Origin of the sequence: Rhizobium zaerense (assembly GCF_051810725.1) — a bacterium.
GTDB classification, from domain to species: domain Bacteria; phylum Pseudomonadota; class Alphaproteobacteria; order Rhizobiales; family Rhizobiaceae; genus Rhizobium; species Rhizobium leguminosarum_I.
Window position 1 is genome coordinate 1,198,674 of sequence record NZ_CM132690.1, and the last position, 24,253, is coordinate 1,222,926.

At 61.8% G+C, this 24,253-nt stretch carries 15 protein-coding genes and 2 pseudogenes; 6 read left to right on the forward strand and 11 right to left on the reverse strand.

Going from position 1 to position 24,253, the window contains the following annotated elements:
• Positions 1–78: 78 nt before the first annotated feature.
• The 3 genes from ACS4RR_RS05765 to ACS4RR_RS05775 form a co-directional block, all read right to left on the reverse strand.
• Entirely contained in the window at positions 79–948 is an 870-nt protein-coding gene (locus ACS4RR_RS05765) for a tetratricopeptide repeat protein (RefSeq protein WP_260056750.1), read from the reverse strand.
• A 135-nt stretch (positions 949–1,083) separates the two neighbouring features.
• On the reverse strand, positions 1,084–1,299 hold the full coding sequence (gene rpsU / locus ACS4RR_RS05770; RefSeq protein ID WP_003542939.1) for a 30S ribosomal protein S21: 216 nt from the start codon (positions 1,297–1,299) through the stop codon (positions 1,084–1,086).
• A 177-nt stretch (positions 1,300–1,476) separates the two neighbouring features.
• Positions 1,477–3,078 (reverse strand): adenylate/guanylate cyclase domain-containing protein, encoded by a 1,602-nt coding sequence (locus ACS4RR_RS05775; RefSeq protein WP_260297137.1) that lies wholly within the window; start codon positions 3,076–3,078, stop codon positions 1,477–1,479.
• 286 nt (positions 3,079–3,364) lie between these two features.
• Between ACS4RR_RS05775 and ACS4RR_RS05780 the strand changes: the two genes are divergently transcribed.
• On the forward strand, positions 3,365–5,536 hold the full coding sequence (locus tag ACS4RR_RS05780; RefSeq protein WP_260109441.1) for a CHASE2 domain-containing protein: 2,172 nt from the start codon (positions 3,365–3,367) through the stop codon (positions 5,534–5,536).
• A gap of 5 nt (positions 5,537–5,541) precedes the next feature.
• Here the strand turns inward: ACS4RR_RS05780 and ACS4RR_RS05785 are convergent.
• Positions 5,542–6,529 (reverse strand): annotated as a pseudogene (locus ACS4RR_RS05785) (FecR family protein).
• Between the two features lie 253 nt (positions 6,530–6,782).
• Between ACS4RR_RS05785 and ACS4RR_RS05790 the strand changes: the two are divergent.
• From ACS4RR_RS05790 to ACS4RR_RS05810, 5 genes and pseudogenes are all read left to right on the forward strand, one after another.
• Positions 6,783–8,036 (forward strand): sarcosine oxidase subunit beta family protein, encoded by a 1,254-nt coding sequence (locus ACS4RR_RS05790; protein ID WP_018072777.1) that lies wholly within the window; start codon positions 6,783–6,785, stop codon positions 8,034–8,036.
• 109 nt (positions 8,037–8,145) lie between these two features.
• Entirely contained in the window at positions 8,146–8,487 is a 342-nt protein-coding gene (locus ACS4RR_RS05795) for a sarcosine oxidase subunit delta (protein ID WP_017967899.1), read from the forward strand.
• Positions 8,484–11,477, forward strand: a complete 2,994-nt coding sequence (locus tag ACS4RR_RS05800; RefSeq protein ID WP_260297135.1) for a sarcosine oxidase subunit alpha — start codon at positions 8,484–8,486, stop codon at positions 11,475–11,477. The genes ACS4RR_RS05795 and ACS4RR_RS05800 overlap by 4 nt, the downstream gene beginning before the upstream one ends.
• On the forward strand, positions 11,470–12,018 hold the full coding sequence (locus tag ACS4RR_RS05805; RefSeq protein WP_170277067.1) for a sarcosine oxidase subunit gamma: 549 nt from the start codon (positions 11,470–11,472) through the stop codon (positions 12,016–12,018). Before ACS4RR_RS05800 ends, ACS4RR_RS05805 begins: the two co-directional genes overlap by 8 nt.
• 44 nt (positions 12,019–12,062) lie before the next feature.
• Positions 12,063–12,451 (forward strand): annotated as a pseudogene (locus ACS4RR_RS05810) (VOC family protein).
• Between the two features lie 15 nt (positions 12,452–12,466).
• On the opposite strand, the gene ACS4RR_RS05815 reads toward ACS4RR_RS05810, so the two are convergent.
• The 7 genes from ACS4RR_RS05815 to ACS4RR_RS05845 all read right to left on the reverse strand — a co-directional run bounded on the left by ACS4RR_RS05815 (position 12,467) and on the right by ACS4RR_RS05845 (position 24,070).
• Positions 12,467–12,955 (reverse strand): MaoC family dehydratase, encoded by a 489-nt coding sequence (locus tag ACS4RR_RS05815; protein ID WP_164564032.1) that lies wholly within the window; start codon positions 12,953–12,955, stop codon positions 12,467–12,469.
• Between the two features lie 90 nt (positions 12,956–13,045).
• The gene (gene glgX, locus ACS4RR_RS05820; protein ID WP_260297132.1) at positions 13,046–15,025 is read right to left on the reverse strand and encodes a glycogen debranching protein GlgX; all 1,980 of its coding nucleotides are present in this window, start codon (positions 15,023–15,025) and stop codon (positions 13,046–13,048) included.
• A gap of 12 nt (positions 15,026–15,037) precedes the next feature.
• Positions 15,038–16,669, reverse strand: coding sequence for an alpha-D-glucose phosphate-specific phosphoglucomutase (locus ACS4RR_RS05825; RefSeq protein ID WP_260297131.1), 1,632 nt, complete (start codon positions 16,667–16,669; stop codon positions 15,038–15,040).
• Between the two features lie 6 nt (positions 16,670–16,675).
• A complete protein-coding gene (gene glgA / locus ACS4RR_RS05830) occupies positions 16,676–18,118 on the reverse strand; it encodes a glycogen synthase GlgA (protein ID WP_260297130.1) in 1,443 nt (480 codons plus the stop codon).
• Between the two features lie 3 nt (positions 18,119–18,121).
• Complete coding sequence (gene glgC, locus ACS4RR_RS05835) at positions 18,122–19,384, reverse strand: glucose-1-phosphate adenylyltransferase (protein WP_017967891.1); 1,263 nt, start codon at positions 19,382–19,384, stop codon at positions 18,122–18,124.
• A 19-nt stretch (positions 19,385–19,403) separates the two neighbouring features.
• Entirely contained in the window at positions 19,404–21,611 is a 2,208-nt protein-coding gene (glgB, locus tag ACS4RR_RS05840) for a 1,4-alpha-glucan branching protein GlgB (RefSeq protein ID WP_260297129.1), read from the reverse strand.
• Positions 21,608–24,070 carry a glycogen/starch/alpha-glucan phosphorylase gene (locus ACS4RR_RS05845; protein ID WP_260297128.1) on the reverse strand — a complete coding sequence of 821 codons (2,463 nt, stop codon included), beginning with the start codon at positions 24,068–24,070 and terminating at the stop codon, positions 21,608–21,610. Before ACS4RR_RS05845 ends, glgB begins: the two co-directional genes overlap by 4 nt.
• Positions 24,071–24,253 lie beyond the last annotated feature (183 nt).

The window sequence follows — 24,253 nt, forward strand, 5'->3', positions numbered from 1 at the left end:
GCCGGTGTCCGATGGGTGGTGCGACCGGTAAATGGCGGTTGCGGTCCGCGCGATGCTTCGGGCCGTTCAATTATGTCTTTAGCCGGCTGGGGCCACGCCGACGCGGGCAAGCCCGTCGCGAGCCGGCTGGTATTTGGCATCGAGGCCGACCGCATGGCGATAGGAGCGGGCCGCTTTCGCCTTGTCGCCGCGGCGTTCGTAGACGAGCGCCTGGTTGGCCCAGGATTCGGCGATGTTGCCGTTGAGCTCGATCGCATGGTTGAAATCGGCAAAGGCGTTGTCATCGTCGTTCAGCGCGATATAGGAAATGCCGCGGCCATTATAGGGCTCTGGCGAATTCGGCGCGAGCGAGATCGCTTTCGAGAAATCGTCGATCGCCTTATCCTGCTGATTGCGCTTCTGATAGATCAGGCCACGATTGTGATAGGCGCGGCCATCGGTGGTGCCGAGCTGGATCGCCTTGTCGAAATCGTTGAAGGCCTGGTCGTCTTGGCCGGCCATGCGGTAGACATTGCCGCGGCCGATATAGGCGACGTCGTAGCTCGGATTGATCTGCAGGGCGGCATTGTAGTCGGCAATCGCCTGGGCCTGTTGGCCCATATTGCGATAGACGAGGGCGCGGTTGGCGTAAGCCTGGAAAAACCGCGGATTGATCTGCAGCGCCGTGTTGAAATCGTTCAGCGCCGGGCGGAACTGGCCAGCGCGGCCATAGGCGGAACCACGGACGTTGTAACCTTCCGGATCCCGCGGGTTGGCGTTGATGACAGCCGTCAGGGAAGCGATATTCTCTTCCGAACCCTGCGCCTTATCGATGCTGATCACCGCATCCGAGGTATTGGTCGTCTCGCAGCCGGCGAGCCCGAACATTGCTGCCAGCGCCAAAGCGGGCAGGAATGCCATTTTCTGCAAGCGCAAAGCGCGGGACGGTTTGAAGATGTTGACAGCCATTCGGGCTCGCTTTCCCCATGCGGCATATCCGGTGCGCGGATATGCGATCCTCAGCGGCAAACTAAAAAAGGCGGCGGCGAACCCATCGCCCCCGCCACAATGCATCTGAAAACGTCGAAAAAACGACGGAAATGCTCAGCGCGCTGCAACCAGACCCTCGCGCTGAGCGCGCTTACGGGCCAGCTTGCGAACACGGCGAACAGCCTCGGCCTTTTCGCGAGCACGCTTCTGCGACGGCTTCTCGTAGTAGTCGCGCATCTTCATTTCGCGGAAAATGCCTTCGCGCTGCATCTTCTTCTTGAGAGCGCGGAGAGCCTGATCAACATTGTTATCGCGGACAAGTACCTGCACGAGAATCACGTTCCTTTGGTTGGTTGATGCCGGAGGCGGCGCAGCGGCCAGAGGCAAAACAATAACGTTCGCGCGGCCGCAGCCTTGCGATTGGTGATGCGGGATAGCAGATTGGGCACGGCAAGTCCAGATGGATATGGGAGGCGCACGGAAAAATCATGCTTGCCCGATATCCGGTCACGATCCGGCGGTTTCGGGCAGGGTTTCGTCCAGCGCGGCGATCGCCTCTTTCAGAGCCGTCCTGACTCGGAGGCGATCGGCAGGCTCCAGCCGGCTCATATCCAAATGCAGGTCAAGGCCCGAGAGGTGCTCGCTGAGAACTCGGCTTTTGTGGTCCGCACCGAGCGTCAACCCATCCACCGCATAGGGCACGATCTCGCGCTGTATGCCCTTCATGGTGATCGGCGGCAGGGGATGGGCGTCGACGATTTCGTTCACCAGCGCGTAGGTTTCGTAGCTGATGACGATCTCTCCTCCCTGGGCGATCGATTGCAGCCGGGCTGCGAGATTGGCCTCCGCCCCGATGATCGTATAGTCCATGCGGTCGTTGCTGCCGAAATTGCCGACGTTGCAATAGCCGCTGTTTGCCCCCATGCGGACGACGAAAGGCTCTTCGGTGCCGTTTCTGCGCCATCTGTCCTTGAGTTCGCCGAGACGGCGCTGCATGTCGACGGCCATGCGCAGACATGCTTTCGCATCCTCTTCCGGGCCCCTGGTTTCGGGATCGCCGAAGAAGACCAGCATCGCGTCGCCGATGAACTTGTCCACCGTGCCGCCATGCTCCAGGGCAATGTTCGACATCTCGGTCAGATATTCGTTGAGCATCTCCGTCAGGGCTTCCGGTTGCAGGCGCTCGGTCGTCGCCGTGAAGTCCTTGATGTCGGAGAAGAAGATCGTCAGGCGCTTGCGCTCTGTATGGACCACCACGTCCTTCTGCCCGGAGAAGATGCTCTTGTAGATCTGTGGCGAGAGATAGCGCGAAATCTTCATGGAAACGCTGGCGAGGAATTCGTTCGCTGCTTCCAGATCCTGGTTGGCGCTATGGATTGCGCGCGCCTGCTGCCGCTGGAGCACAATGAAGCTGATGCCGATGACGGCGACGAAAAGAAAATAGCAGAGCAGGTATTTGAATGCGAAGACGTTGCTCGCGTAGGGCTGCCGGATGATGACTTCCTGAATGCCGCGCACATCGCCCACCTTCCAATCGGTCTTCGGGCTTTCCGGATGGGTGTTGTGGCAGGCGACGCAGGCCTGGCCCATGACGACGGGGGTGATGAAGCGCAAGGTATCGGTCAATCCGACGCGGGTGAGATCGTTCAGCGTCTGCTGCGGATTGGCGCGCAACGCGGCGAGCGCATTCTTTTCGAAGTCGTCGAGCTCGTGGGATGCGCGGCTTTTGAACGGCAGGTCGGAGACGAAACGATAGGTGATATTGGCCTGCTGCTCCTTGATGACGTCGCCGAGCTCCAGGGAAAGCGTGGCCGGCAGCGGGATGGCGCCTGGTATATTCGCGTAAGTGTGGGAGACCACCGTGCCCTCGGCCGCGCCGCTGGCATGGGCGGCGAGAACGCGCCCCACAACATTCGTGGAATAATAGGAGCGGATGCTCGATATCAGCGAGCTCATGTCGCGGGCCTGGCGCCGCAGGGTATTGCCCGAGAGATCGCTGATATCAAGCCAGACGGCAAGCGGCAGCCCGGCGAGCATTGCCAGCACGACGACAATCAGCCAGTAGCCGCTTCGGCGTGCGGCGGATTCGGAAATCACGGCGACCTTCATCCTTCTCTCGAAAGAGCATCCGATTTTCGATCGTTACAAGAGCATTTCACCGCGCGCCGGGCAAGGTTGAAGCTTTTTCATCCAGGCAAAAGCCCGGCGAAAACTGGAGGCGTGGCCGTATTAAAGACGGTTGCCTGCCGTTCGGCGGAAAGCGAAATGCGGGAGGCTGAAAAGAGAGCGCCCGGGATGCATCTGCGAATGGCGTTTCGGAGGAAAGCGGCGTAGCTTGTCTGCCGGCAGGTGTGGGTCTCCCTGCCGGCCGTGGGAGGGGACACCCGGTGAGATCATGACGCGCGCGCAGCAAATCGGTGTCGTTCTCGGCCTAGCAATCGTGACTGCGCTGACGATCCTTCGAGCAAGTGATCCCGGGATCTTCAAGTTGATCCGCGGCGTGACCTTCGACGAGTATCAGCGGCTGGTTCCCAGAACCTTCGAGCCAATGCCGGTCCGCGTGATCGACATCGACGAGGCCTCGTTGCACGAATTCGGCCAATGGCCCTGGCCGCGCGACCGGATGGCCTTGCTGGTGAACCGGCTTTCGGAGATGGGCGCCTCGGCCATCGCCTTCGATATTCTTTTCGCCGAGCCGGACCGGCTGTCACCGCGCAACGTTGTCCGCGAGGTCGCGGGGATAGACCCTGCGCTTGCCGAGAAACTGCCCGACAATGACGAGATATTCGCTCGATCGATTGCCGAAAAACCCGTCGTGCTCGGCTTCGGCCTTTCCAATGAAGGCAATTACCGGCCGCCGGTGAAGGCGGGCTTTGCCTTTACAGGCGAAAGCCCGGTTTCGGCTCCGCCCCATCTTGGTGCCTCGACGCCGCTGCGGCCGCAATTGGAGACCAACGCGGCGGGACTGGGCCACATCAGCCTCAATCCCGGCAATCCCTCGCCGGTGGTACGGGCGGTCCCTCTGTTCCTGACCGACGGCGAGCAGCTCTATCCGAATCTCGCGATCGAGGCGCTGCGTGTCGCACAAGGGGCATCGACTTATGTGCTATCAGGCGCGCCCGATCGCGCCGGCATCATGACATCGGTAAAGATCGGGGATTTCGTAGTGCCGCTAACCGCGGCGGGCGAGCTCTGGCTCTATGTCACCCCCGACCGGGCGGAGCGTTATATATCCGCCAGGCAGGTGCTTGCGGCCGAAGGGGTCTCTCCAGATGTCGCCGCCGCCATCGACGGCAGCATCGTCTTCGTCGGGACATCGGCGGCCGGCCTGCAGGACATCCGCGTCACCGCGCTCGGCGAGAACGTTCCAGGCGTTTCGCTGCATGCACAGGCCGTCGAGCAGATCCTCTCCGGCCGCTTTCTCTCGCGGCCCGACTGGGCGGACGGTCTGGAAATCCTGATGATCGCCGTGCTTGGATGCCTGCTCGTCGGGGTGACGACCTTCGTCAGTCCCGCCGTCGCGCTGGCCTGCGGCCTGCTGATCACGGCCATGGCGCTGGTGGCGTCTTGGCTTTCGTTTCTTTATGCGGGGCTTCTCCTCGATCCGCTGGCTCCGATCATCAGCGGGTCGATCACCCATTTCGCATCGACCTCGTTCCGGATCCTGGTGATCGATAGAGAGCGGCGCGAGGTGCGGCGTGCCTTCGGGCATTATCTTTCCCCGTCGCTGCTCCATCGCATCGAGCATTCCCGCGACGCGTTGCGCCTCGGCGGAGACGATCGCGAGCTGACGGTCATGTTCGTCGATGTCAGGAGCTTCACCGAGATCAGCGAGCGGCTGGCGCCGACTGCCGTGGTCGCATTCCTGAATACGTTGCTCGATGCCCTGAGCCGCCATGTAGTGGCCAATGAAGGCACGCTCGACAAGTTTATCGGTGATTCGATCATGGCGTTCTGGAATGCACCCGTCGATGTGGCGGATCATGAAACCAAGGCCGTTCGCGCAGCGCTTGCCATGCGCGAAACGCTGGCCGAACTGAACGCCGGCGACGCTTTCGGCTTCGGATCCGGACAAGAAGTCGGGATCGGTATCGGCATCCATACCGGCCTTGCCTGCGTCGGCAATATGGGCGCCAAGACGCGCTTCAACTATTCGGCGGTCGGCGATGCCGTCAACATTGCGGCGCGGCTGGAATCATCCTGCAAAGAGGTCGGTTTCGATATTCTGATATCAGACAGCACGGCGAGATCGGTGCCGGGAATGGCGCTGATCGAGGCCGGCGCCATTCCGCTCAAGGGGAAGAGCAGCCGAACGCAGATTCTCGCCGTCGTCGGCGACGAACGCGTTGCAGCCTCTGCGGAGTTCGCCGCGCTTGCGGTCGTTCACGAGCAGCTGACGCAGGCGCTGCATTCGCATTCGAAAAACACGCGCAAGCTTATCGGCACGGCAAAGCTCAGGGCGGCGAAAGTGATCGGCGGGCTGGCGGAATTCTACCGGCGGATATCCAGCAGAAGCGATCACTTCCGCGAGGTGGCGGATGGTTTCGAGAAGAGCGTCGCCGATTGACGGCATCATCGGTTGCGATTGAAATTCCGGGCCCTGTCGTGGTTTGTGTCCCCATCACGATCGCGATCTCTATCGTGATCGCTCACGATCGCGATGATGCCCTTGATCGTTATAGTCGTGATCATCGTGCTGATCGTGATGTTCATGCCGACCGTGGCCATCATGCTTGTCGGGTTTATCCGGTTCGTCGTGATGCGGCGTGTCAGGCTTGGTCGGCCGTTCCTTCTGCGGCTCGGCCTGTTTCTGCGGCGGATCCTGCCTCTGGGGCGCGGGCGAAGCCGGAGGCGGGGGCCGTTTTCTGTCCTTTCTTTCCGGCGCGACGGAGGCCATATTGCAGCCGCCGAGCATGCCGATGCCGCCCGCAAGCCGCTGATTGCCTGAGAGGAAGGGCAAGGCGCGCTCATTTCCGAGCGTCGCGAAGATGCTCGGATCGACCCGGCGCGCCGCCGACATATTGCCGTTCGGCTTGGCCACCACGCAATCGCAGCGCTGCTGCAGCTGCCGGCAGCCGCCCGGACCGCAGAAACGGGCAGCACCGTTCAGCAGCACGACGGCGGTCGTGCCGTCAGGGCCGACGTAGAAATCGAAAGCGGTGCCGCGTACGCCAATCGTGCCGGCCGGCGTCAGGATCTGGTAGGCCGAGGAGTTGGAACTGCCGCTGACCCAGCGAAATGTGCCCTTTGCCGCCCTGATGGTCAGTTTCTTGACCGATTGGGAATCATCGAAGACATATTTGTCGATGACGACCGACGAACCCCAGCCGACGGCGAGCTTTGTGCCGTCACGAAACAGGAACTGGCCAAGCCCCGATTGCGATGTCTTGATGCGCTCGTTGCGATGAACGCTGGTGTCGACCTCGATAGGACCGCTCTGTCCCGTCACCTCTGTCTTGATGACGACAGCCTGGCCGACCGGCTCGGCGGCGGGTGCCGGCCATGCGCTGCTTAACGCGATGCAAAGCGTCGCGACTGATACTGAGCGCCAACCCCACATGATACACATACCCCACAACATGTGATGGTTAACATTTTAGTAATTGCTTGTCTTCTAACCCTCTTGGGTTAGGCCACCGGTCGATGGACAAGCAGAAATGCTGCCGCTTGCGTCATTCGCCTGAAGCGGCATTCTCTTCAGCGTGTCGAAACCAAAGCTCTCGCGCGTCGCAAAAGAACCGTTGTGCCGCATTTGGATTTGCGATTTGTATGAGCGCGGAGAACAAGCCCTTTCCCGAAGGAGAAGAAGGCGGATGCGGAAATATTCGGTTTTTGCCGTGGCACGGGAGGCCCTTCGCGGCCACAAGGGCTGGGAGAAGCAGTGGACGTCACCGGAGCCGCGCGCCGAATACGACGTCGTCATCATCGGCGCCGGCGGCCACGGGCTGGGTGCTGCGTACTATCTCGCCAAGGAGCACGGCATCACCAATGTGGCGGTGATCGAGAAGGGCTGGCTCGGCGGCGGCAATACCGGGCGCAACACCACCATCATCCGCTCGAACTATCTCTACGAAGAGAGCATGCACATCTACGAGCATTCGATGAAGCTCTGGGAGGGGCTTTCCCAGGAGCTCAACTACAATGTGATGTATTCGCCGCGTGGCGTGATGATGCTCTCGCACAATATTCACGACCAGCAGTCCTTCAAGCGGCATATTCATGCCAACCGGCTCTACGGCATCGACAATGAATGGCTGACGCCGGAGCAGGCGAAGGCCTATTGTCCGCCGCTCGATATCTCGGCCAGCGCGCGCTACCCGATCAACGGGGCGGCACTGCAGCGGCGCGGCGGTACGGCGCGGCACGACGCGGTTGCGTGGGGTTATGCGCGGGCCGCCTCAGACCGCGGTGTGCACATCATTCAGAATTGCGAAGTGACCGGCATCCGGCGCGGCGCAGATGGACGGGTGACCGGGGTCGAGACCTCGCGTGGCTTCATCGGCGCCAGGAAAGTGGCGGTGTCGGCGGCCGGCCATACGACCACTGTCATGCAGATGGCTGGCGTGCGCGTGCCGCTGCAATCGAGCCCGCTACAGGCGCTGGTTTCCGAACCGCTGAAGCCGATCTTTCCCTGCGTCGTCATGTCGAACACGGTGCATGCCTATATCTCCCAGTCCGACAAGGGAGAGCTCGTCATCGGCGCCGGAACCGACCAGTACAATTCCTATTCCCAGACCGGCGGGCTGCAGATCATCACGCACACGCTCGACGCCATCTGCGAACTCTTCCCGATGTTCCGGCGCGTCAAGATGATGCGGCAATGGGGCGGCATCGTCGACAATACGCCGGATCGTTCGGCGATCCAGTCGAAGACACCGGTTCCCGGACTCTACGTCAATTGCGGCTGGGGCACCGGCGGCTTCAAGGCGACGCCGGGTTCGGCCAATCTCTTCGCCCATCTGATCGCCCGCGACGAACCGCATAAGTTCAACGCCGGCCTGACGCTGGAACGTTTCCGCAGCGGCCGGCTGATCGACGAGGCTGCTGCGGCGGCGGTGGCGCACTGACGATGGGCGTTTTCGTGCTAACGCTCGCTCCATTCGTCGCTCACCCCCTCATCTGTCTTTCAGGCACCTTCTCCCCGCTGGGGAGAAGTGGAGGAGAAGGAAATCCTACATGCTGCTGATCCATTGCCCTTACTGCCAGGAAGAGCGCTCCGAGCTCGAATTCCGCGGCGCGGGTGACGCGCATATTGCGCGGCCCGCAGATATTGCCTCGATCTCGGACGCGGAATTCGAAGCCTATTTCTTTCTGCGCGACAATCCGAAGGGGCTGATATTCGAACGCTGGCGGCACATCCATGGCTGCGGACGTTTCTTCAATGCAGTCCGCGACACGGTAAGCGACAAGTTCCTCATGACCTATAAGGCCGGTGAGCCGAAGCCGGTGGTCGGCGCTGCTGCCGAGAAGCACGCGCCTGTCGAGACTTATGAAGCCCTGGAAGGAGAGGCGCAATGAGCGGCGTGAACCGTATCGCCGGCAAGGGGCGCCTGACGCCGGCCAAAACTGCGCGCTTCACCTTCGACGGCAAGAGCTATACGGCGCTCGAAGGGGATACCGTCGCCTCGGCGCTGATTGCCAATGGCGTGCATCTGATCGGCCGTTCGTTCAAATATCATCGGGCCCGCGGTATTCTGTCGGCGGGGGCCGAGGAGCCGAATGCGCTGATCGACGTTTCCCGCGACACGGCGCGCAAGCAGCCGAACGTACGCGCCACCGTGCAGGAAGTCTTCGACGGCATGATCGTCAGCTCGCAGAACCGCTGGCCCTCGCTTGCCTTCGATGTCGGCGCGGTCAACAATCTGATGTCGCCGTTCTTCGCCGCCGGTTTCTACTACAAGACCTTCATGTGGCCACGCGCCGCCTGGAAACACGTCTACGAACCGCTCATCCGCCGCGCCGCCGGCCTCGGCGTCGCACCGACGGAGGAGGATCCAGACCATTATGCCAGCCGCTATGCCCATTGCGATGTGCTGGTGGTCGGCTCCGGCGTCGCCGGGCTTTCGGCAGCGCTGGCCGCGGCCGAGACCGGTGCCCGGGTGATCCTTTGCGACGAGCAGGCGGAAGCCGGCGGGGCGTTGCGCTACGATACCGGCGTGACGATCGACGGACAGGACGGGCATCGCTGGGCCCAGACGGCAGTGGCGCGGCTGAAGGCGATGGACAATGTCGAAGTGCTGGTCCGCACGACCGCCTTCGGTTACTACAACCACAATTTCGTCGGTCTTGCCGAGCGCGTCACCGATCATATCGCCAAACCTTCCCGCGATCTGCCGCGCGAGCGGTTGTGGCAGGTTCGGGCCAAGCGGGTGATCCTCGCCACCGGCGCGATCGAACGGCACATGGTATTTCCAAACAACGACCGGCCGGGCATCATGCTGGCCTCGGCAGGACGGATGTATCTCAATCATTACGGCGTCGCCGTCGGGACCAAGGTCGGCATCTACACGGCGCATGACTCGGCCTACGAGGCGGCCTTCGATCTGAAACGATCAGGTGTTTCGATCGCCGCCATCGTCGACAGCAGGCAGGCGCCGGGAGCAGCGGTGCTGGAAGAGGCGCGTGCGCTCGGCATCGATGTTCTGGCCGGCCAATCGGTCGTCAATACCTCGGGGCGGCTACGGATCTCATCGATGACGGTAGCGCGCAACGGCGGCGGTTCGCCGCGCAAGATCGCGGTCGATGCGCTCTTGGTTTCGGCCGGCTGGACGCCGTCCGTGCATTTGTTCTCGCAGTCGCGCGGCAAAGTGGCCTTCGATACCGAAAGCCAGCGTTTCCTCCCCGGCTCCTATGCCCAGGACTGCCTCTCGGTCGGCGCCTGCAACGGCACCGACGACCTGCAGCGGACGATCGAGGAATCGCTTGCCGCCGGCGAACTGATGGCGCAGGCCACCGGCAAAAGCAGCGGCGAGAAGATCGCAATTTCGGCCGAGCAAGCCTATGACTGGACGGGCGGCATGATCGGCGCTGCCGAAGGCGCGGGACCGAAAACCAACGCCAAGGCCTTCATCGATTTCCAGCACGACGTCTGTGCCAAGGATATCCGCCTTGCCGTGCGCGAGGGCATGCATTCGATCGAGCATATCAAGCGTTTCACGACCAACGGCATGGCCTCGGACCAGGGCAAGCTCTCCAACATGCATGGCCTGGCGATTGCCGCCGAGATGCTCGGCAAGGAAATCCCGCAGGTCGGGCTCACCACTTTCCGTGCGCCCTATACGCCGGTCACCTATGGTACGCTGGTCGGCCATTCGCGCGGAGAGCTGTTCGATCCAACACGCAAGACGCCGCTGCACGACTGGGAGGAAGCTCATGGAGCGGTCTTCGAGGATGTCGGCAACTGGAAGCGTGCCTGGTTCTATCCGCAGGCCGGCGAGACCATGCACCAGGCGGTCTCTCGCGAATGCCGGACGGCACGCGAGGCGGCCGGTATCTTCGATGCCTCGACGCTCGGCAAGATCGAGGTGGTGGGGCCGGATGCAGCGGAATTCCTCAATCTCATCTACACCAATGCCTGGGACACGCTGAAGCCCGGCAAGGCCCGCTACGGCATCATGACCCGCGAAGACGGTTTCGTTTATGACGACGGCGTTGTCGGACGCCTGGCGGACGACCGTTTCCATGTGACGACGACGACCGGCGGCGCGCCGCGCGTTCTCCACCACATGGAAGATTACCTGCAGACGGAATTCCCGCATCTGAAGGTCTGGTTGACCTCGGTAACCGAACAATGGGCTGTCATCGCCGTGCAGGGCCCGAAGGCGCGCGAGATCGTCGCGCCGCTGGTCGAAGGGCTCGATCTTTCGAACGAGGCCTTCCCGCATATGAGCGTTGCCGAGTGTACGGTCTGCGGGGTGCCCGCACGGCTCTTCCGCGTCTCTTTCACTGGCGAAACCGGCTTCGAAATCAACGTGCCGGCCGATTACGGCCAGTCGGTGCTCGAAGCGGTTTGGGCCAACGCCGAACCGCTCGGCGCCTGCGTCTACGGCACGGAGACGATGCACGTTCTTCGCGCCGAGAAGGGCTACATCATCGTCGGGCAGGATACGGATGGGACCGTGACCCCGGATGACGCCGGACTTTCCTGGGCGGTTTCGAAGAAAAAGACGGATTTCGTCGGCATTCGCGGGTTGAAACGGCCGGATCTCGTCAAGGACGGGCGCAAGCAGCTCGTCGGCCTCGTCACCAAGGACCCGAAGCTGGTGCTGGAAGAAGGTGCGCAGATCGTCGCGAGCCCGAACGAGCCGAAGCCGATGACCATGCTCGGCCACGTCACATCAGCCTATTGGTCGGACAATTGCGACAGGTCGATTGCCTTCGCGCTGGTCGCCGGCGGCCGGGCGCGGATAGGCGAGACACTCTTTGTGCCGATGCCGGACCGGACGATCGCCGTCGAAGTGACGGATCTGGTATTCTTTGACAAGGAAGGTGGCCGCATCCATGGCTGATGTCGCAATTCGCAAGCCGGCGCTTGCCGGCCGTTTCGGTGGCTCCGCAACGGTGCGGCTGACGACCGCACCCACTGCCAGCCGGGTGGCGCTACGTGCGCCCGCAGAATCGCTCGCAGCACTTTCCGCTGCTCTCGGCCTGTCTCTGCCGGCCGCCCCGAAAACATCCGGCCGGGCCGGCGCCCGATCGGCGCTCTGGCTCGGGCCGGACGAATGGCTGGTGATCGACGAGAATGGCACCGACCTGATGGCGGCATTTTCCAGTGCCGGTGCGCTGCATTCGGCGACCGACGTGTCCCACCGCAATATCGGGATCATCGTCTCGGGACCGGGTGCGGAGGCGACGCTTTCGGCTGGTTGCCCGCAGGATCTGTCGCTTGCTTCCTTCCCGGTCGGAGCCGCATCGCGTACGATCCTCGGCAAGGCGGAGATCGTGCTTTTGCGTACGGAAGAAGACACGTTCCGGGTGGAGTGCTGGCGGTCGTTTTCGGATTATGTCTTCGGGCTGTTGAACGAGGCGGCTGAAGACGCGGGGCACTGAGTCTCATCAAATCGTGTGCGTGCGCTCGTTCACGGGGTAAGCAAATGCTGCACCATGCCTCCCTAGGCGTTTCCGACATCGAACGGTCGGCGGCGTTTTACGATGCCGCCCTTGCGGCGCTCGGTTCTGGGATGATATCAGGCCGGGGGAAACAGGGCAGGCAATCGGCTACGGCAATCCCGGCGGCGGGGTCAAATTGGCGATCAAGCATCGGCCGGATGGCCAGCGGCCGCCCGGTCCGGGCTTTCATCTGGCGTTTGCCGCTCCGAGCCGCCAGGCGGTCGATCGGTTTTATGCGGCAGCAATCGCGCATGGCGGCAGTGATAATGGCCCTCCCGGCCTGCGATCCCATTACGGCGAGCACTATTACGCGGCGTTCGTCATCGATCCCGACGGACATGCTCTCGAAGCCGTGTTCAATTCGGCCGAGTAGCAAAAGCAGTTTTGCTCAAACGTCCTCAGGACGGTCCTTCGGGTCGAATTGGATGATAGTGATCCATTTTGCCGTCAACGCCGGCTTCTTCTCGTTTTCGATCTCGATTGTGACATCATAAGTGGTCATCAGCATGCCGGCGCCGCGGAAGCGGGCGTCGGAGAGCAGGAAGCGGCCGCGGACGCGGGCGCCACTCTTCACCGGCGTCATGAAGCGGACGCGCTCGAAGCCGTAGTTGATGCCCATGGTCTGCTCGCGCACTTTCGGCAGGCAGTTGTAGTTCATCGTCGACAGCAGAGACAGTGTCAGGAAGCCGTGGGCGATGGTGCCGCCGAAGGGGCTCTCGGCGGCGGCGCGCGCGGGATCAACGTGGATGAATTGATGGTCGTCAGTCGCCGCCGCGAAAGCGTCGATCATCGACTGGTCGACGGTGATCCAATCCGATAGGCCCGTTTCCATGCCGATCAATCCCCGCACGTCGGAGAGTGAAATTTCCGTGACCATGAATTCCTCGTGAAACAAGCCGCCGCGGCAAAGCCTTATCGTGCATTTGTGACGATTGCGACAAGGATTTGCGCAAGCGAGGGCAGGCGGTCAATTTTCTACGAAAAAGGCGACGGAGCGTGGCTCGACGGCTGCACCATTGCCGGCTTTCTTCGTTCCATCCCGCGTCAACTGCCGCCAGCCCGGTTCGCCCCGGGAAGGCAGCGTGAAAAATTGGCGGCTCTGCGAGCGGTTGAAAAGCACGCCAAGCCGGGTCTGCCTGCCGCGTGCGGAGCGGTCCCCGGTCGTCAGCAGCATGCCGAGGATGGACAGCGACGGCGTCTCCCATTCGGCGACGGTCATCGGTTCGCCGGAGAGCGAAATCCATTCGATATCGCCGTTTCCTGACAGGAAACCCGTTTCGGAGAAGACGGTGAAGCGGCGGCGCAGCTCTGCAACGAAGGCGGTGTGGCCGATGAGATCCCCGTCCAACGCCTCCCAGTCCAGCCAAGTGATCTCGTTGTCCTGGCAATAGGCGTTGTTGTTGCCGCGCTGGCTGCGGCCGCCCTCGTCGCCCGCTGTCAGCATGAGGCTGCCGCGGGTGGCAAAGAGGGTTGATATCAGCGCCATCACATCGTCGCGGCGACGCTTGCGGATCGTCGGATAGACGGTTTCCCCCTCGACGCCATTGTTCCAGGAGTGGTTCTCGTTATGACCGTCGCGATTGTGTTCGCCGTTGGCGTCGTTATGCTTTCCGGCGTAGGAGACGAGATCGATCAGCGTGAAGCCGTCATGGGCGGCGAGGAAATTGACACTGCGCGTTTCCTTGCCGTCGTTGCGGGAGAAGATGTCGGAGGAGCCGGCGAGTGCGGTTGCCAGCGCGCCGGTCTTCCAATCGTCGCCGCGCCAGTAGCAGCGCAGATCGTCGCGAACCCGGTCGTTCCATTCAACGAATGGCGCTGGGAAATTGCCGAGTTGGTAACCGCCCGGGCCGATATCCCAGGGCTCGGCGATCATGATGCGGTCGGCAAGCACATCGTCGGAGAGGATCGCGGCCAGTGTTCCCCCGTCGCGCTCGAAGCCTGTCGCGGTGCGGCCGAGCACTGGGGCCAGATCGAAGCGAAAACCGTCGACCCCGGCATTGAGCACAAAATGGCGCAGGCTGTCGATGACGAGACGGCGGACCTCGGGATGATCGCAGGCGATCGTGTTGCCGGTGCCTGTGTCGTTGACGAGTTCGCTCGGCCAATTCTGGGCGTGGCGATAATAATGCAGGTTGTCGAGGCCGCGAAGCGACAGCGTCGCGCCGTACCGGTCGCTCTCGCCGGTATGGTTGAAGACGAGGTCGAGGATGACGGCGATACCTTCGGCATGGAGGGTCGCGACCGTCTCGCGCAATTCCGTCATGCCGCCGGGGACGAGCCGCGGATCGAGCGCCATGAAGGCGACGGGATTGTAGCCCCAGCCGTTGGTGAGGCCGAGTGGCGGCAGGTGGCGTTCGTCGATCCAGGCAGTGATCGGCATCAGTTCGACGGCATCGACGCCGATCCGCTTCAGGTGCGCGATGACGGAGGGATGGGCAAGCGCTGCGACCGTGCCGCGCTGAGCCTCCGGCACGTCGGGATGAAGAATGGTGAAGGGCCGCACCGCCACCTCATAGATAAAACCGCCCGGCTTGAAGAGCGGCTTGCTGATCGCGGCTGGGGTATCGGTGGTGACGATCGCCTTCGGCATCAGATCCTGGCTGTCCTCGCCATAGATGCCGAGGCGTGGATCGTAGCGGAACGGCCTATCGATCTCCTTGGCGTAGGGATCGATCAGCAGTTTGGAAGGATCGTACCAGAGGCCGTTATCAGGTGCATAGATACCATCGGCGCGATAGCCGTAGCGCGCGCCCTGCTTCAGTCCGTCGACAAACAGATGATGGAAGTAGTTACTGTCGCGCGCCATTGGCAGGCGCGCGAATTCCCTGTTGCCGTCACCCTCGAAGAGGCAGAGTTCGATCTGTGCGGCATGATGCGACCACACGGCAAATTCGACGCCGGTCTCGAAGACGATCGCGCCGGCTCGCGCCGAACTGCTTCCCCGCATGTTTCCCCCGGATCAGGTGATCACGGTTGGCGCATCGCGTCCCGTGCGTTCCCGAATGCTGGCAATGCTTTCGGCGGCCGCGATCAAATCGGCGAGCGCTTCCTGCGTTTCGATGTTATGGCGAGTCGAATCCGGCTCGTAACGCTCGATATAGACACGCAAGGTTGCGCCAGACGTGCCGGTGCCGGACAAGCGGAAGACGACGCGGGAGCCGCCCTCGAAGAGCACACGGATACCTTGATGTTCGCTCACCGACTTGTCGATCGGATCGTGATAGGCGAAGTCGTCGGCCTTCTCGACCTTCAGGTTGCCGAAGCTCTTGCTGGGCAGGGTGGACAGTTGGCTGCGAAGATTGTCCACCAGGCCGTTCGCCGCATCGGTGTCGAGGCCTTCGTAATCATGTCGCGAATAGTAATTGCGGCCATAAGTCTGCCAGTGCTGGGTGACGATATCGGCGACGCTCTCGCCGCGCACGGCAAGAATGTTCAGCCATAGAAGCACGGCCCAGAGGCCATCCTTTTCGCGGACGTGATTGGAACCCGTGCCGGAGCTTTCCTCGCCGCAGATCGTCGCCATGCCGGCGTCGAGCAGGTTGCCGAAGAACTTCCAGCCGGTCGGCGTTTCATACATGCCGATGCCGCGCTTTTCGGCGACGCGGTCGGCCGCACCGGATGTCGGCATCGAGCGGGCGATGCCGGCGAGGCCGCCGGAATAGCCGGGAGCGAGATTGGCGTTTGCGGCAAGGATCGCCAAGCTATCGGAAGGTGTGACGAAGATGCCCCGGCCGATGATCAGGTTGCGGTCGCCGTCGCCGTCGGAGGCGGCGCCGAAATCGGGCGCGTCATCGCCCATCATCTCATCGAAGAGTTCCTTGCAGTGAACCGGGTTAGGGTCCGGATGATGGCCGCCGAAATCCGGAAGCGGCATGAAGTTTCGCACCGAGCCCGAGGGAGCGCCAAGACGATTTTCGAAGATTTCCTTGGCATAGGGCCCGGTGACGGCGCTCATCCCATCGAAAGCAATGCGGAAGCCGAGGCTGATCAGGTTGCGGATGGCGCCGAAATCGAACAGTTCTTCCATCAGCGCGGCATAGTCCTCGACCGGGTCGATCACCGAGAGGATCGTGCCGCCGGGAAGCTCGTCTTTGCCGATGCGGTCGAGATTGACGTCGGCGAAATCGGCGATCTTGTAGCTGTCGATCGTCTTGGAGCGCGCATAGATCGCGTCGGTGATCTTTTCCGGCGCCGGGCCGCCATTGTTGATGTTGTATTTGATGCCGAAGTCTTCGGTCGGGCCGCCGGGATTGTGGCTGGCGGAGAGGATGATGCCGCCGAAAGCCTTGTATTTGCGAATGATGTGGGAGGCGGCCGGCGTCGACAGGATGCCGCCCTTGCCGACCATGACCTTGCCGAAGCCATTGGCGGCGGCCATCTTGACCGCCTTCTGGATGACCTCGCGATTGTAGTAGCGTCCGTCGCCGCCGATGACCAGGCACTTGCCCTGATAGCCTTCCAGCGAATCGAAGATCGACTGGATGAAGTTCTCCGCATAGTTCGGCTGCTGGAAGACCGGAACCTTCTTGCGCAGGCCCGACGTGCCGGGTTTCTGGTCCAGATAGGGCGTGGTGGGGACGGACTTGATCATTTTAGGTCACATGCCTTTCGAGACGAGGCTTGAATAGAGGGCAGCGTAGCGTTCGGCGCTCTTCTCCCAGGAGACATCCGATTTCATGCCCTGCTTTTGCAATTGGGTCCAGAGTTTTCGGTCCTGGTAAAAATGCATCGCACGGCGGATTGCCTGTAGCATGCCCGTTTCTGTCACGGGGGCAAATTGTATGCCGGTTGCCACTTTCGCCGCAAGTGCGGCATGATTGGCGTCGATCACCGTGTCGTTCAAACCGCCGGTGCGGGCGACGATCGGCACGCAGCCGTAGCGCAGGCCGTAAAGCTGGGTCAGGCCGCAGGGCTCAAAACGCGAGGGGATGATGATCGCATCGCAGCCGGCCTGCATCAGGTGCGACATCGGCTCGTTATAGCCAATCGAGACGCCGATGCGACCGGGGTGACGGTTGGCGGAAGCGAGCAGCGCGCCTTCCAGCGCGGCTTCGCCGGAGCCGAGCACAACGAGCTTGCCGCCCATGGCGACGATCTCGTCGGCGACGTTGGCGACGACATCCATGCCCTTCTGCCAGGTGAGACGGCTGATGACGCAGAAGATCGGGGCGTCGTCATTGTCGAGACCGAAGAATTCGGCGATCGACCGACGGTTCTCCTCGCGGTTCCTCAGCGTCGTCGGGCCGTAATGGGTGTGGACGACAGGGTCGGTCGCCGGGTTCCAGATATCGGTGTCGATGCCGTTGACGATGCCGTGCAGATCGTCGATGCGGCTGGCGATGACGCCTTCGAGCCCCATGCCGAATTCCGACGTCAGGATCTCGTCGGCATAGGTGGGGCTGACTGTCGTGATCGCATGGGCGGTCTTCAGCCCGCCTTTGAGGAAGCCGACAGTGCCGTAATATTCGATGCTTTCGGTGGCGAAGGCATGGGCGGGCAGGCGCAGGCCGGGAAAGATCTCTGAACCGAACTGGCCCTGGAAGGCGATGTTGTGGATGGTCAGAACGCTCGGCAATTCCGGCGTCGGGTAGTAACGCATATAGACCGAGGTCAGCGCCGCCTGCCAGTCGTGGGTGTGGACGAGATCCGGCCGCCAGCCGGGCAGCAGACCGGCCGCGATCTCGGAGGCGGCAAGCGACAGGGCGGCGAAACGGCGCCAGTTATCGGGATAGTCCTTGCCGAGCGGATCGAGATAGGGGCCGCCCGGCCTGTCGTAATAGGCCGGCGCATCGAGGATGAGCAGATCGAGGCCCTCGTGCTCAACCTCGATCACGGTCGCCCGCTCACCGAGCAGGTCGGGGAATTCGAGCCTGACGACGGGGTCGCGAATGACCTTCATGACGGCGGGATAGCCGGGCAGAAGGGTCTTGGTCTCGACCCCGAAGGCTTTCAGAGTAATCGGCAGGGCGCCGGACACATCGGCCAGACCCCCTGTCTTGATCAAAGGGAAGACTTCGGACGAAACCGAAAGAACTTTCATAAGTCAGATATCCAGCTTGTCGATCATCGGTTGCGTGATCAGGCAGATGCCGCTTTCCGTCCGCCGGAAGCGCTTGGCATCGAGCTCGGCGTCCTCGCCGACAACCAGGCCCTCCGGAATGATGACACCATGGTCTATCACCACATTCTTGAGCTGCGCGCGCCGTCCGATCTTCACGTTTGGCAGAATGACCGCCCCTTCCATCTTGGAGAAGGAGTTCGCCCTGACCCCGGTGAAAAGCAGGCTGTTGTTGAGCATGGCGCCCGAGATGATGCAGTCGCCTGACACAACGGAGGAGGTGGCCGAGCCGCGGCGATCTTCGTCGTCATGGACGAATTTCGCCGGTGGGGTGATTTCGGCATAGGTCCAGATCGGCCAGGACTTGTCGTAGATGTCGAGCTCTGGAACGATCGCCGTCAGGTCGATATTGGCCTGCCAATAGGCATCGATCGTGCCGACGTCGCGCCAGTAGGGCTCGTGCTCGAAATCGGAACGGACGCAGGACTTGGCGAAGCGGTGGGCGACCGCCTTACCGTTGTTGACGATATAGGGGATGATGTCCTTGCCGAAGTCGCGGCTCGACGTCGGGTCGGCGGCGTCGCGGCGCAACGCATCGAGCAGGAACTTGGTGTGGAAGACGTAGATGCCCATCGAGGCGAGGGCGAAATCCGGCTTGTCGGGAATGGGCGGCGGATCGGCCGGTTTCTCGACGAAGGCGATGATCTCGTCCTTGTCGTTGACATGCATGACGCCGAAGCCCACCGCTTCCATGCGCGGCACTTCCAGGCAGCCGATCGTGACGTCGGCGCCGGAATCGACGTGCTGCTGCAGCATCCATTCATAGTCCATCTTGTAGACGTGGTCGCCGGCAAGAATGACCATGTATTCGACGCCGTAATCCTGGATGATGTCGATGTTCTGATAGACGGCGTCGGCCGTGCCTTCATACCATTGCGTCTCAGAGACGCGCTGGCTGGCGGGCAGAATATCGAAGCTCTCGTTGCGCTCGGGGCGGAAGAAGTTCCAGCCGCGCTGCATGTGGCGGATCAGCGAATGCGCCTTGTATTGCGTGGCGACGCCGATGCGGCGGATGCCGGAATTCAGGGCGTTCGACAGGGCGAAATCGATGATGCGGGCTTTGCCGCCGAAATAAACGGCCGGCTTGGCACGCCGGTCGGTGAGTTCCTTGAGACGGCTTCCCCTGCCGCCCGCCAGAACATAAGCCATTGCATCGCGGGCAAGTGGCTGAACGCGCTTTTCTACCATTTTCTCCTCCCACCAGTCACTAATTTTCAGGTTCAAGCATGATTGTCGCCAAGGGCGGCAAGGTAATCGAGCAGGTGATGTTGCCGCCGGCATCGACGGCCTGCACGCGCCCGCCATTGCCCTTGCCGCTGCCGCCGTAGATGTCGGCATCGGTGTTCAGGATTTCCCGCCAGCGCCCTGCGGACGGCAGGCGGATCGAGTAGTTCTCGCGGTAGACAGGGGTGAAATTGGTAATGACGGCGACCGGCTTCTGGCCTGGCGCCTTGCGCAGCCAGGCAAAGACGGAATTCTGGTGGTCGTCGGCGACCAGCCATTCGAAACCTTCGCCCTCGCAGTCACGCGCATGCAGCGCCGGCTTGCTGCGATAGGTGAAATTAAGATCGCGGACCAGGCGCCGCATGCCCTCGTGCATGCGATACTGAAGCAGGTTCCAGTCTAGTGCCTTATCTTCGCTCCACTCGCTCCATTGGGCGAATTCCTGGCCCATAAACAGCAGCTTCTTGCCCGGATAGCCCCACATATAAGCGTAGTAGGCGCGCAGATTGGCGAACTTCTGCCAGTCGTCGCCCGGCATCTTGGCGATCAAAGAGCCTTTTCCATGGACAACCTCGTCATGCGAGAGCGGCAGGACGAAATTTTCCGAATAGGCGTAGAGCAGGCCGAAGGTGAGCTCGTTGTGATGGTGCCCGCGATAGATAGGATCGCGGCTCATGTAGCTCAGCGTGTCGTGCATGAAGCCCATGTTCCACTTGAAGCCAAAGCCGAGGCCGCCTTCATGAACGGGCTGCGAGACTTTCGGCCAGGAGGTCGATTCCTCGGCGATGGTCATCACGTTGGAATTTTTGCCATAGATGCGGATGTTGAGATCCTGCAGAAAACGGACCGCTTCGAGGTTCTCGTTGCCGCCGTATTCGTTCGGGATCCACTCGCCGTGCTTGCGGGAATAATCAAGGTAGAGCATCGAGGCGACGGCATCGACACGCAGACCGTCGAGATGGAATTTTTCGGCCCAGTAGAGCGCGTTGTTGACGAGATAGGAAACGACCTCGGTGCGGCCGAAATTGTAGATCGCCGTGCTCCAGTCGGGATGGAAGCCCTTGCGCGGGTCCTCGTGCTCGTAGAGAGCCGTGCCGTCGAACCAGCCGAGGCCGTGCTCGTCGGTCGGGAAATGCGCCGGCACCCAGTCGAGGATGACGCCGATGCCGACCTTGTGGCAGCCGTTGACAAAACGGGCAAAACCCTCGGGCTCGCCGAAACGTGCGGTCGGCGCGTAAAGGCCGGTCGTCTGGTAACCCCAGGAGGGATCGTAGGGATGCTCGGTGATCGGCAGGAATTCGATATGGGTGAAGCCCATGTCGGCGCAATAGGGGATGAGGCTGGAGGCGAGCTCGTCCCAGGACAGCATCGTGCCGTCCTGCCGGCGCTGCCAGGAGGCGGCATGCACCTCGTAGATCGAGATCGGCTGCCGGCGCTTGTCGGTCTCGCGCCAGTGTTTCAGATGGGCTTCGTCTTCCCACTCCTGCTCCAGCTCGGCGGCGGTGATAGAGGCTGTCTTCGGCCGGAGCTCGCTGCGGCGCGCGAAGGGATCGGCCTTTAGCGGCAGCAATACGCCGTCCTTGCCGCGGATCTCGAACTTGTAGGCAACGCCGATCGGTACATCAGGGGCAAAGATTTCCCAGATGCCGCTGTCGGCGCGGAAGCGCATTACGTGGCGGCGGCCGTCCCAATTGTTGAAATCACCGACGACGGAGACGCGCTGCGCATTCGGCGCCCAGACGGCGAAATGGATGCCTTGGGCGCCGTCATGCTTGATAAGGTGGGCGCCCATCTTGTCGAACAGCCGCAGATGCGAGCCTTCGCGGGCGAAATAATCATCCATCGGTCCGAGCACCGGACCGAAACTGTAGGGATCGGTGACAGCCCATTCGGCATCGCCGCGCCGGGCGCGGTAACGCACCGGCTGGAGTTTGGTAAGGGAAACCGGACCGGCGAAGACGCCGTCGGCATGGAGCCGTTTCAGTTCGCCGATGACGCCGCCGTCGAGCGTCATGGCGGTCACCTCCTCCGCGCCCGGGATGAAGCACCGGGCGACGAAAACGTCGCCGGCCTGGTGCACACCTAGGACGGCAAAGGGATTGGAATGCGAGCCGGCAAGGATCGCCGTGATTTCATCTGCCGAAATTTCCCAGGAAAGCTTTACTTCAGGGATGGTTTTCGGCGTTTTCATCCGGCTCTCCAGATTTCGTCTGCATATTGCCTGATCGTACGGTCGGAAGAGAACCAGCCCATCCGCGCCGTATTGTTGATCGTCTTGGTGTACCAGGCGGACTGGTTGGTCCAGATCTGGTCGACCTCGCGCTGGGCCTGGGCATAGGCGTCGAAATCGGCGGCGACCATGAACCAATCGTGCGAATAGATGCCGTCGATCAGCGCCGTGTAACGGTTGCGGTCATCGGGCGAGAAGACGCCGGAGCTGATGGCGGCGAGCGCCTGAGCGAGTTCGCGCGATCCTTCGATGATGGCGCGGGGATTGTGGCCATCGCTGCGGACCTTCGACACTTCGTCGGCCTTGAGGCCGAAGATGACGATGTTGTCCTCGCCGACATTGTCGCGCATCTCGACATTGGCGCCATCGAGCGTGCCGATCGTCAGCGCGCCGTTCAGGCCGAACTTCATGTTGCCGGTGCCGGATGCTTCCATGCCGGCGGTCGAGATCTGCTCGGAAAGGTCGGCGGCCGGAACCATGACTTCGGCGAGGGAGACATTGTAGTTCGGGACGAAGACGATCTTCAGCAGGCCGCGCACCGACGGGTCGTTGTTGATCGTGCGGGAGACGTCGTTGATCAGCTTGATGATGAGCTTGGCATTGTAGTAACTCGGCGCCGCCTTGCCGGCGAAGAGTTTCACGCGCGGCACCCAGTCGAGCTCGGGATGCGAGCGGATCTGATCGTAGAGCGCGACGGCCTCGATGATGTTCAGCAGCTGACGCTTGTATTCGTGGATGCGCTTGATCTGGATGTCGAACATTGCCGACGGATCGAGCTTCACGCCCATGCGGCTGGCGACGAGGTTGGAGAGCGCCACCTTGTTGGCGCGCTTTACCGCCGCGAATTTCTGCTGGAAAGCCGGATCGGAGGAATGCCCATCGAGCGCACGCAGCTTCTCGGCATCATCGAGGAATTCGTCGCCGATCGCTTCGCGGATCAGACCGGTGAGACCGGGATTGCACTGCTGCAGCCAGCGGCGCGGCGTGATGCCGTTGGTCTTGTTGTTGATGCGGTTGGGATAGAGCTTGTGCAGGTCGGCGAAGACCGTGACCTTCATCAGGTCGGTGTGCAGGGCCGAGACGCCGTTGATCGAATGCGAGCCGACGAAAGCGAGGTTGCCCATGCGCACGCGGCGATCGCCACTTTCATCGATCAGCGAGATCGAGCGGATTTCCGCATCGGAGAAGTTCTTGCCCTTGCGAGCGTCGATCAGGATCTTGGCATTGATCGCATAGATGATCTGCATGTGACGCGGTAGCAGGCGCTCGAACAGCGGCACCGCCCAGCTTTCCAGTGCTTCGGGCAGAAGCGTGTGGTTGGTGTAGGAAAAGGTATGGCGGGTGATTTCCCAGGCCTGGTCGAAATCCATCCCGTGTACGTCACAGAGCAGGCGCACGAGTTCGGCCACCGAGACGGCGGGGTGAGTGTCGTTCAGCTGGATCGCCACCTTGTCCGGCAGCGAGGTGAAGTCGTCATATTGCTGCAGATGGCGGCGCAGTATGTCCTGCAGCGAGGCCGACGAGAAGAAGAATTCCTGGCGCAGGCGCAACTCTTGGCCGGCCGGGGTGGCGTCGGCAGGATAGAGAACCCGGGTCAGGCTTTCGGCTTTGTTGCTTTCGCGGAGCGCGCCGATGTGGTCGCCGGCATTGAAGGCATCGAGCAGGATCGGATCGATCGGTTGCGCCGACCAGAGGCGCAGCGTGTTGACGCGCTTGCCGCGCCAGCCGACGGCCGGCGTATCGAAGGCGGCGGCAATGACGCGCTCGGCTGGTTTCCAGACGTAGCGTGGCTGGTCGTCATGGGTGGTGATGAATTCGACGGCGCCGCCGAAGCCGATTTCATAGGAGCTTTCGCGGCGCTCGAATTCCCAGGGATTGCCATGGGCGAGCCAGTTTTCCGGCAGTTCGACCTGCCAGCCGTCGGCCAGCTGCTGGCGAAAGAGCCCGTGGACATAGCGGATGCCGTAGCCGTAGGCTGGAACGTCGACCGTCGCCATGCTCTCCATGAAACAGGCAGCCAGGCGGCCGAGGCCGCCGTTGCCGAGTGCGGCATCCGGCTCCAGGCCGGCGATGACGTTGACATCGACGCCGAGCGAAGCGAGCGCATCGCGCACCTCCTCCATCAGGCCGAGGTTGGAGACGGCGTCGCGCATCAGGCGGCCGATCAGGAATTCAAGAGAAAGATAATAGACGCGCTTGGCGCCGGTCGCATAGACCTCGCGGGTGGACGCCATCCACCTGTCGATGATGCGGTCGCGCACCACCAGGATCGTCGCCGTCAGCCAGTCATGCGGCTTTGCCACCTTGGCATCCTTGCCGATGCGGTAGGTCAGACGTTCAATGATTTCTTCAGCGAGAATTTCCGGCCTTGAACTGCGAGGGGCGGGGGAAGGGATGATCGGCTTAGAAACAGTGTTCATCGTCAGGTCTCGCCAATTTTAATTTTGTTTCAGGATGTTATGCCTGATTCAATCAATTCGTCGCTTGTGCAGCCGACAGTTTATGCATCGTTACTAAGCACTTGCAACAAAGGATTTGGACAAACGAAAAATTTGCGAAACCTTCACATTCACAGGGGTCGAGGGGGTTGATTTCAATCGCTT

Excerpts from the sequence above, each read along its gene's own strand:
- glgA (WP_260297130.1), bottom strand. The coding sequence starts at position 18,118 with ATGAAAGTTCTTTCGGTTTCGTCCGAAGTCTTCCCTTTGATCAAGACA.
- glgB (WP_260297129.1), bottom strand. The coding sequence starts at position 21,611 with ATGAAAACGCCGAAAACCATCCCTGAAGTAAAGCTTTCCTGGGAAATT.
- ACS4RR_RS05790 (WP_018072777.1), top strand. The coding sequence starts at position 6,783 with ATGCGGAAATATTCGGTTTTTGCCGTGGCACGGGAGGCCCTTCGCGGC.
- ACS4RR_RS05795 (WP_017967899.1), top strand. The coding sequence starts at position 8,146 with ATGCTGCTGATCCATTGCCCTTACTGCCAGGAAGAGCGCTCCGAGCTC.
- ACS4RR_RS05780 (WP_260109441.1), top strand. The coding sequence starts at position 3,365 with ATGACGCGCGCGCAGCAAATCGGTGTCGTTCTCGGCCTAGCAATCGTG.
- ACS4RR_RS05815 (WP_164564032.1), bottom strand. The coding sequence starts at position 12,955 with ATGGTCACGGAAATTTCACTCTCCGACGTGCGGGGATTGATCGGCATG.
- glgX (WP_260297132.1), bottom strand. The coding sequence starts at position 15,025 with ATGCGGGGAAGCAGTTCGGCGCGAGCCGGCGCGATCGTCTTCGAGACC.
- ACS4RR_RS05825 (WP_260297131.1), bottom strand. The coding sequence starts at position 16,669 with ATGATCAAGTCCGTCCCCACCACGCCCTATCTGGACCAGAAACCCGGC.
- glgC (WP_017967891.1), bottom strand. The coding sequence starts at position 19,384 with ATGGTAGAAAAGCGCGTTCAGCCACTTGCCCGCGATGCAATGGCTTAT.
- ACS4RR_RS05800 (WP_260297135.1), top strand. The coding sequence starts at position 8,484 with ATGAGCGGCGTGAACCGTATCGCCGGCAAGGGGCGCCTGACGCCGGCC.
- ACS4RR_RS05775 (WP_260297137.1), bottom strand. The coding sequence starts at position 3,078 with ATGAAGGTCGCCGTGATTTCCGAATCCGCCGCACGCCGAAGCGGCTAC.
- ACS4RR_RS05805 (WP_170277067.1), top strand. The coding sequence starts at position 11,470 with ATGGCTGATGTCGCAATTCGCAAGCCGGCGCTTGCCGGCCGTTTCGGT.
- ACS4RR_RS05765 (WP_260056750.1), bottom strand. The coding sequence starts at position 948 with ATGGCTGTCAACATCTTCAAACCGTCCCGCGCTTTGCGCTTGCAGAAA.
- ACS4RR_RS05845 (WP_260297128.1), bottom strand. The coding sequence starts at position 24,070 with ATGAACACTGTTTCTAAGCCGATCATCCCTTCCCCCGCCCCTCGCAGT.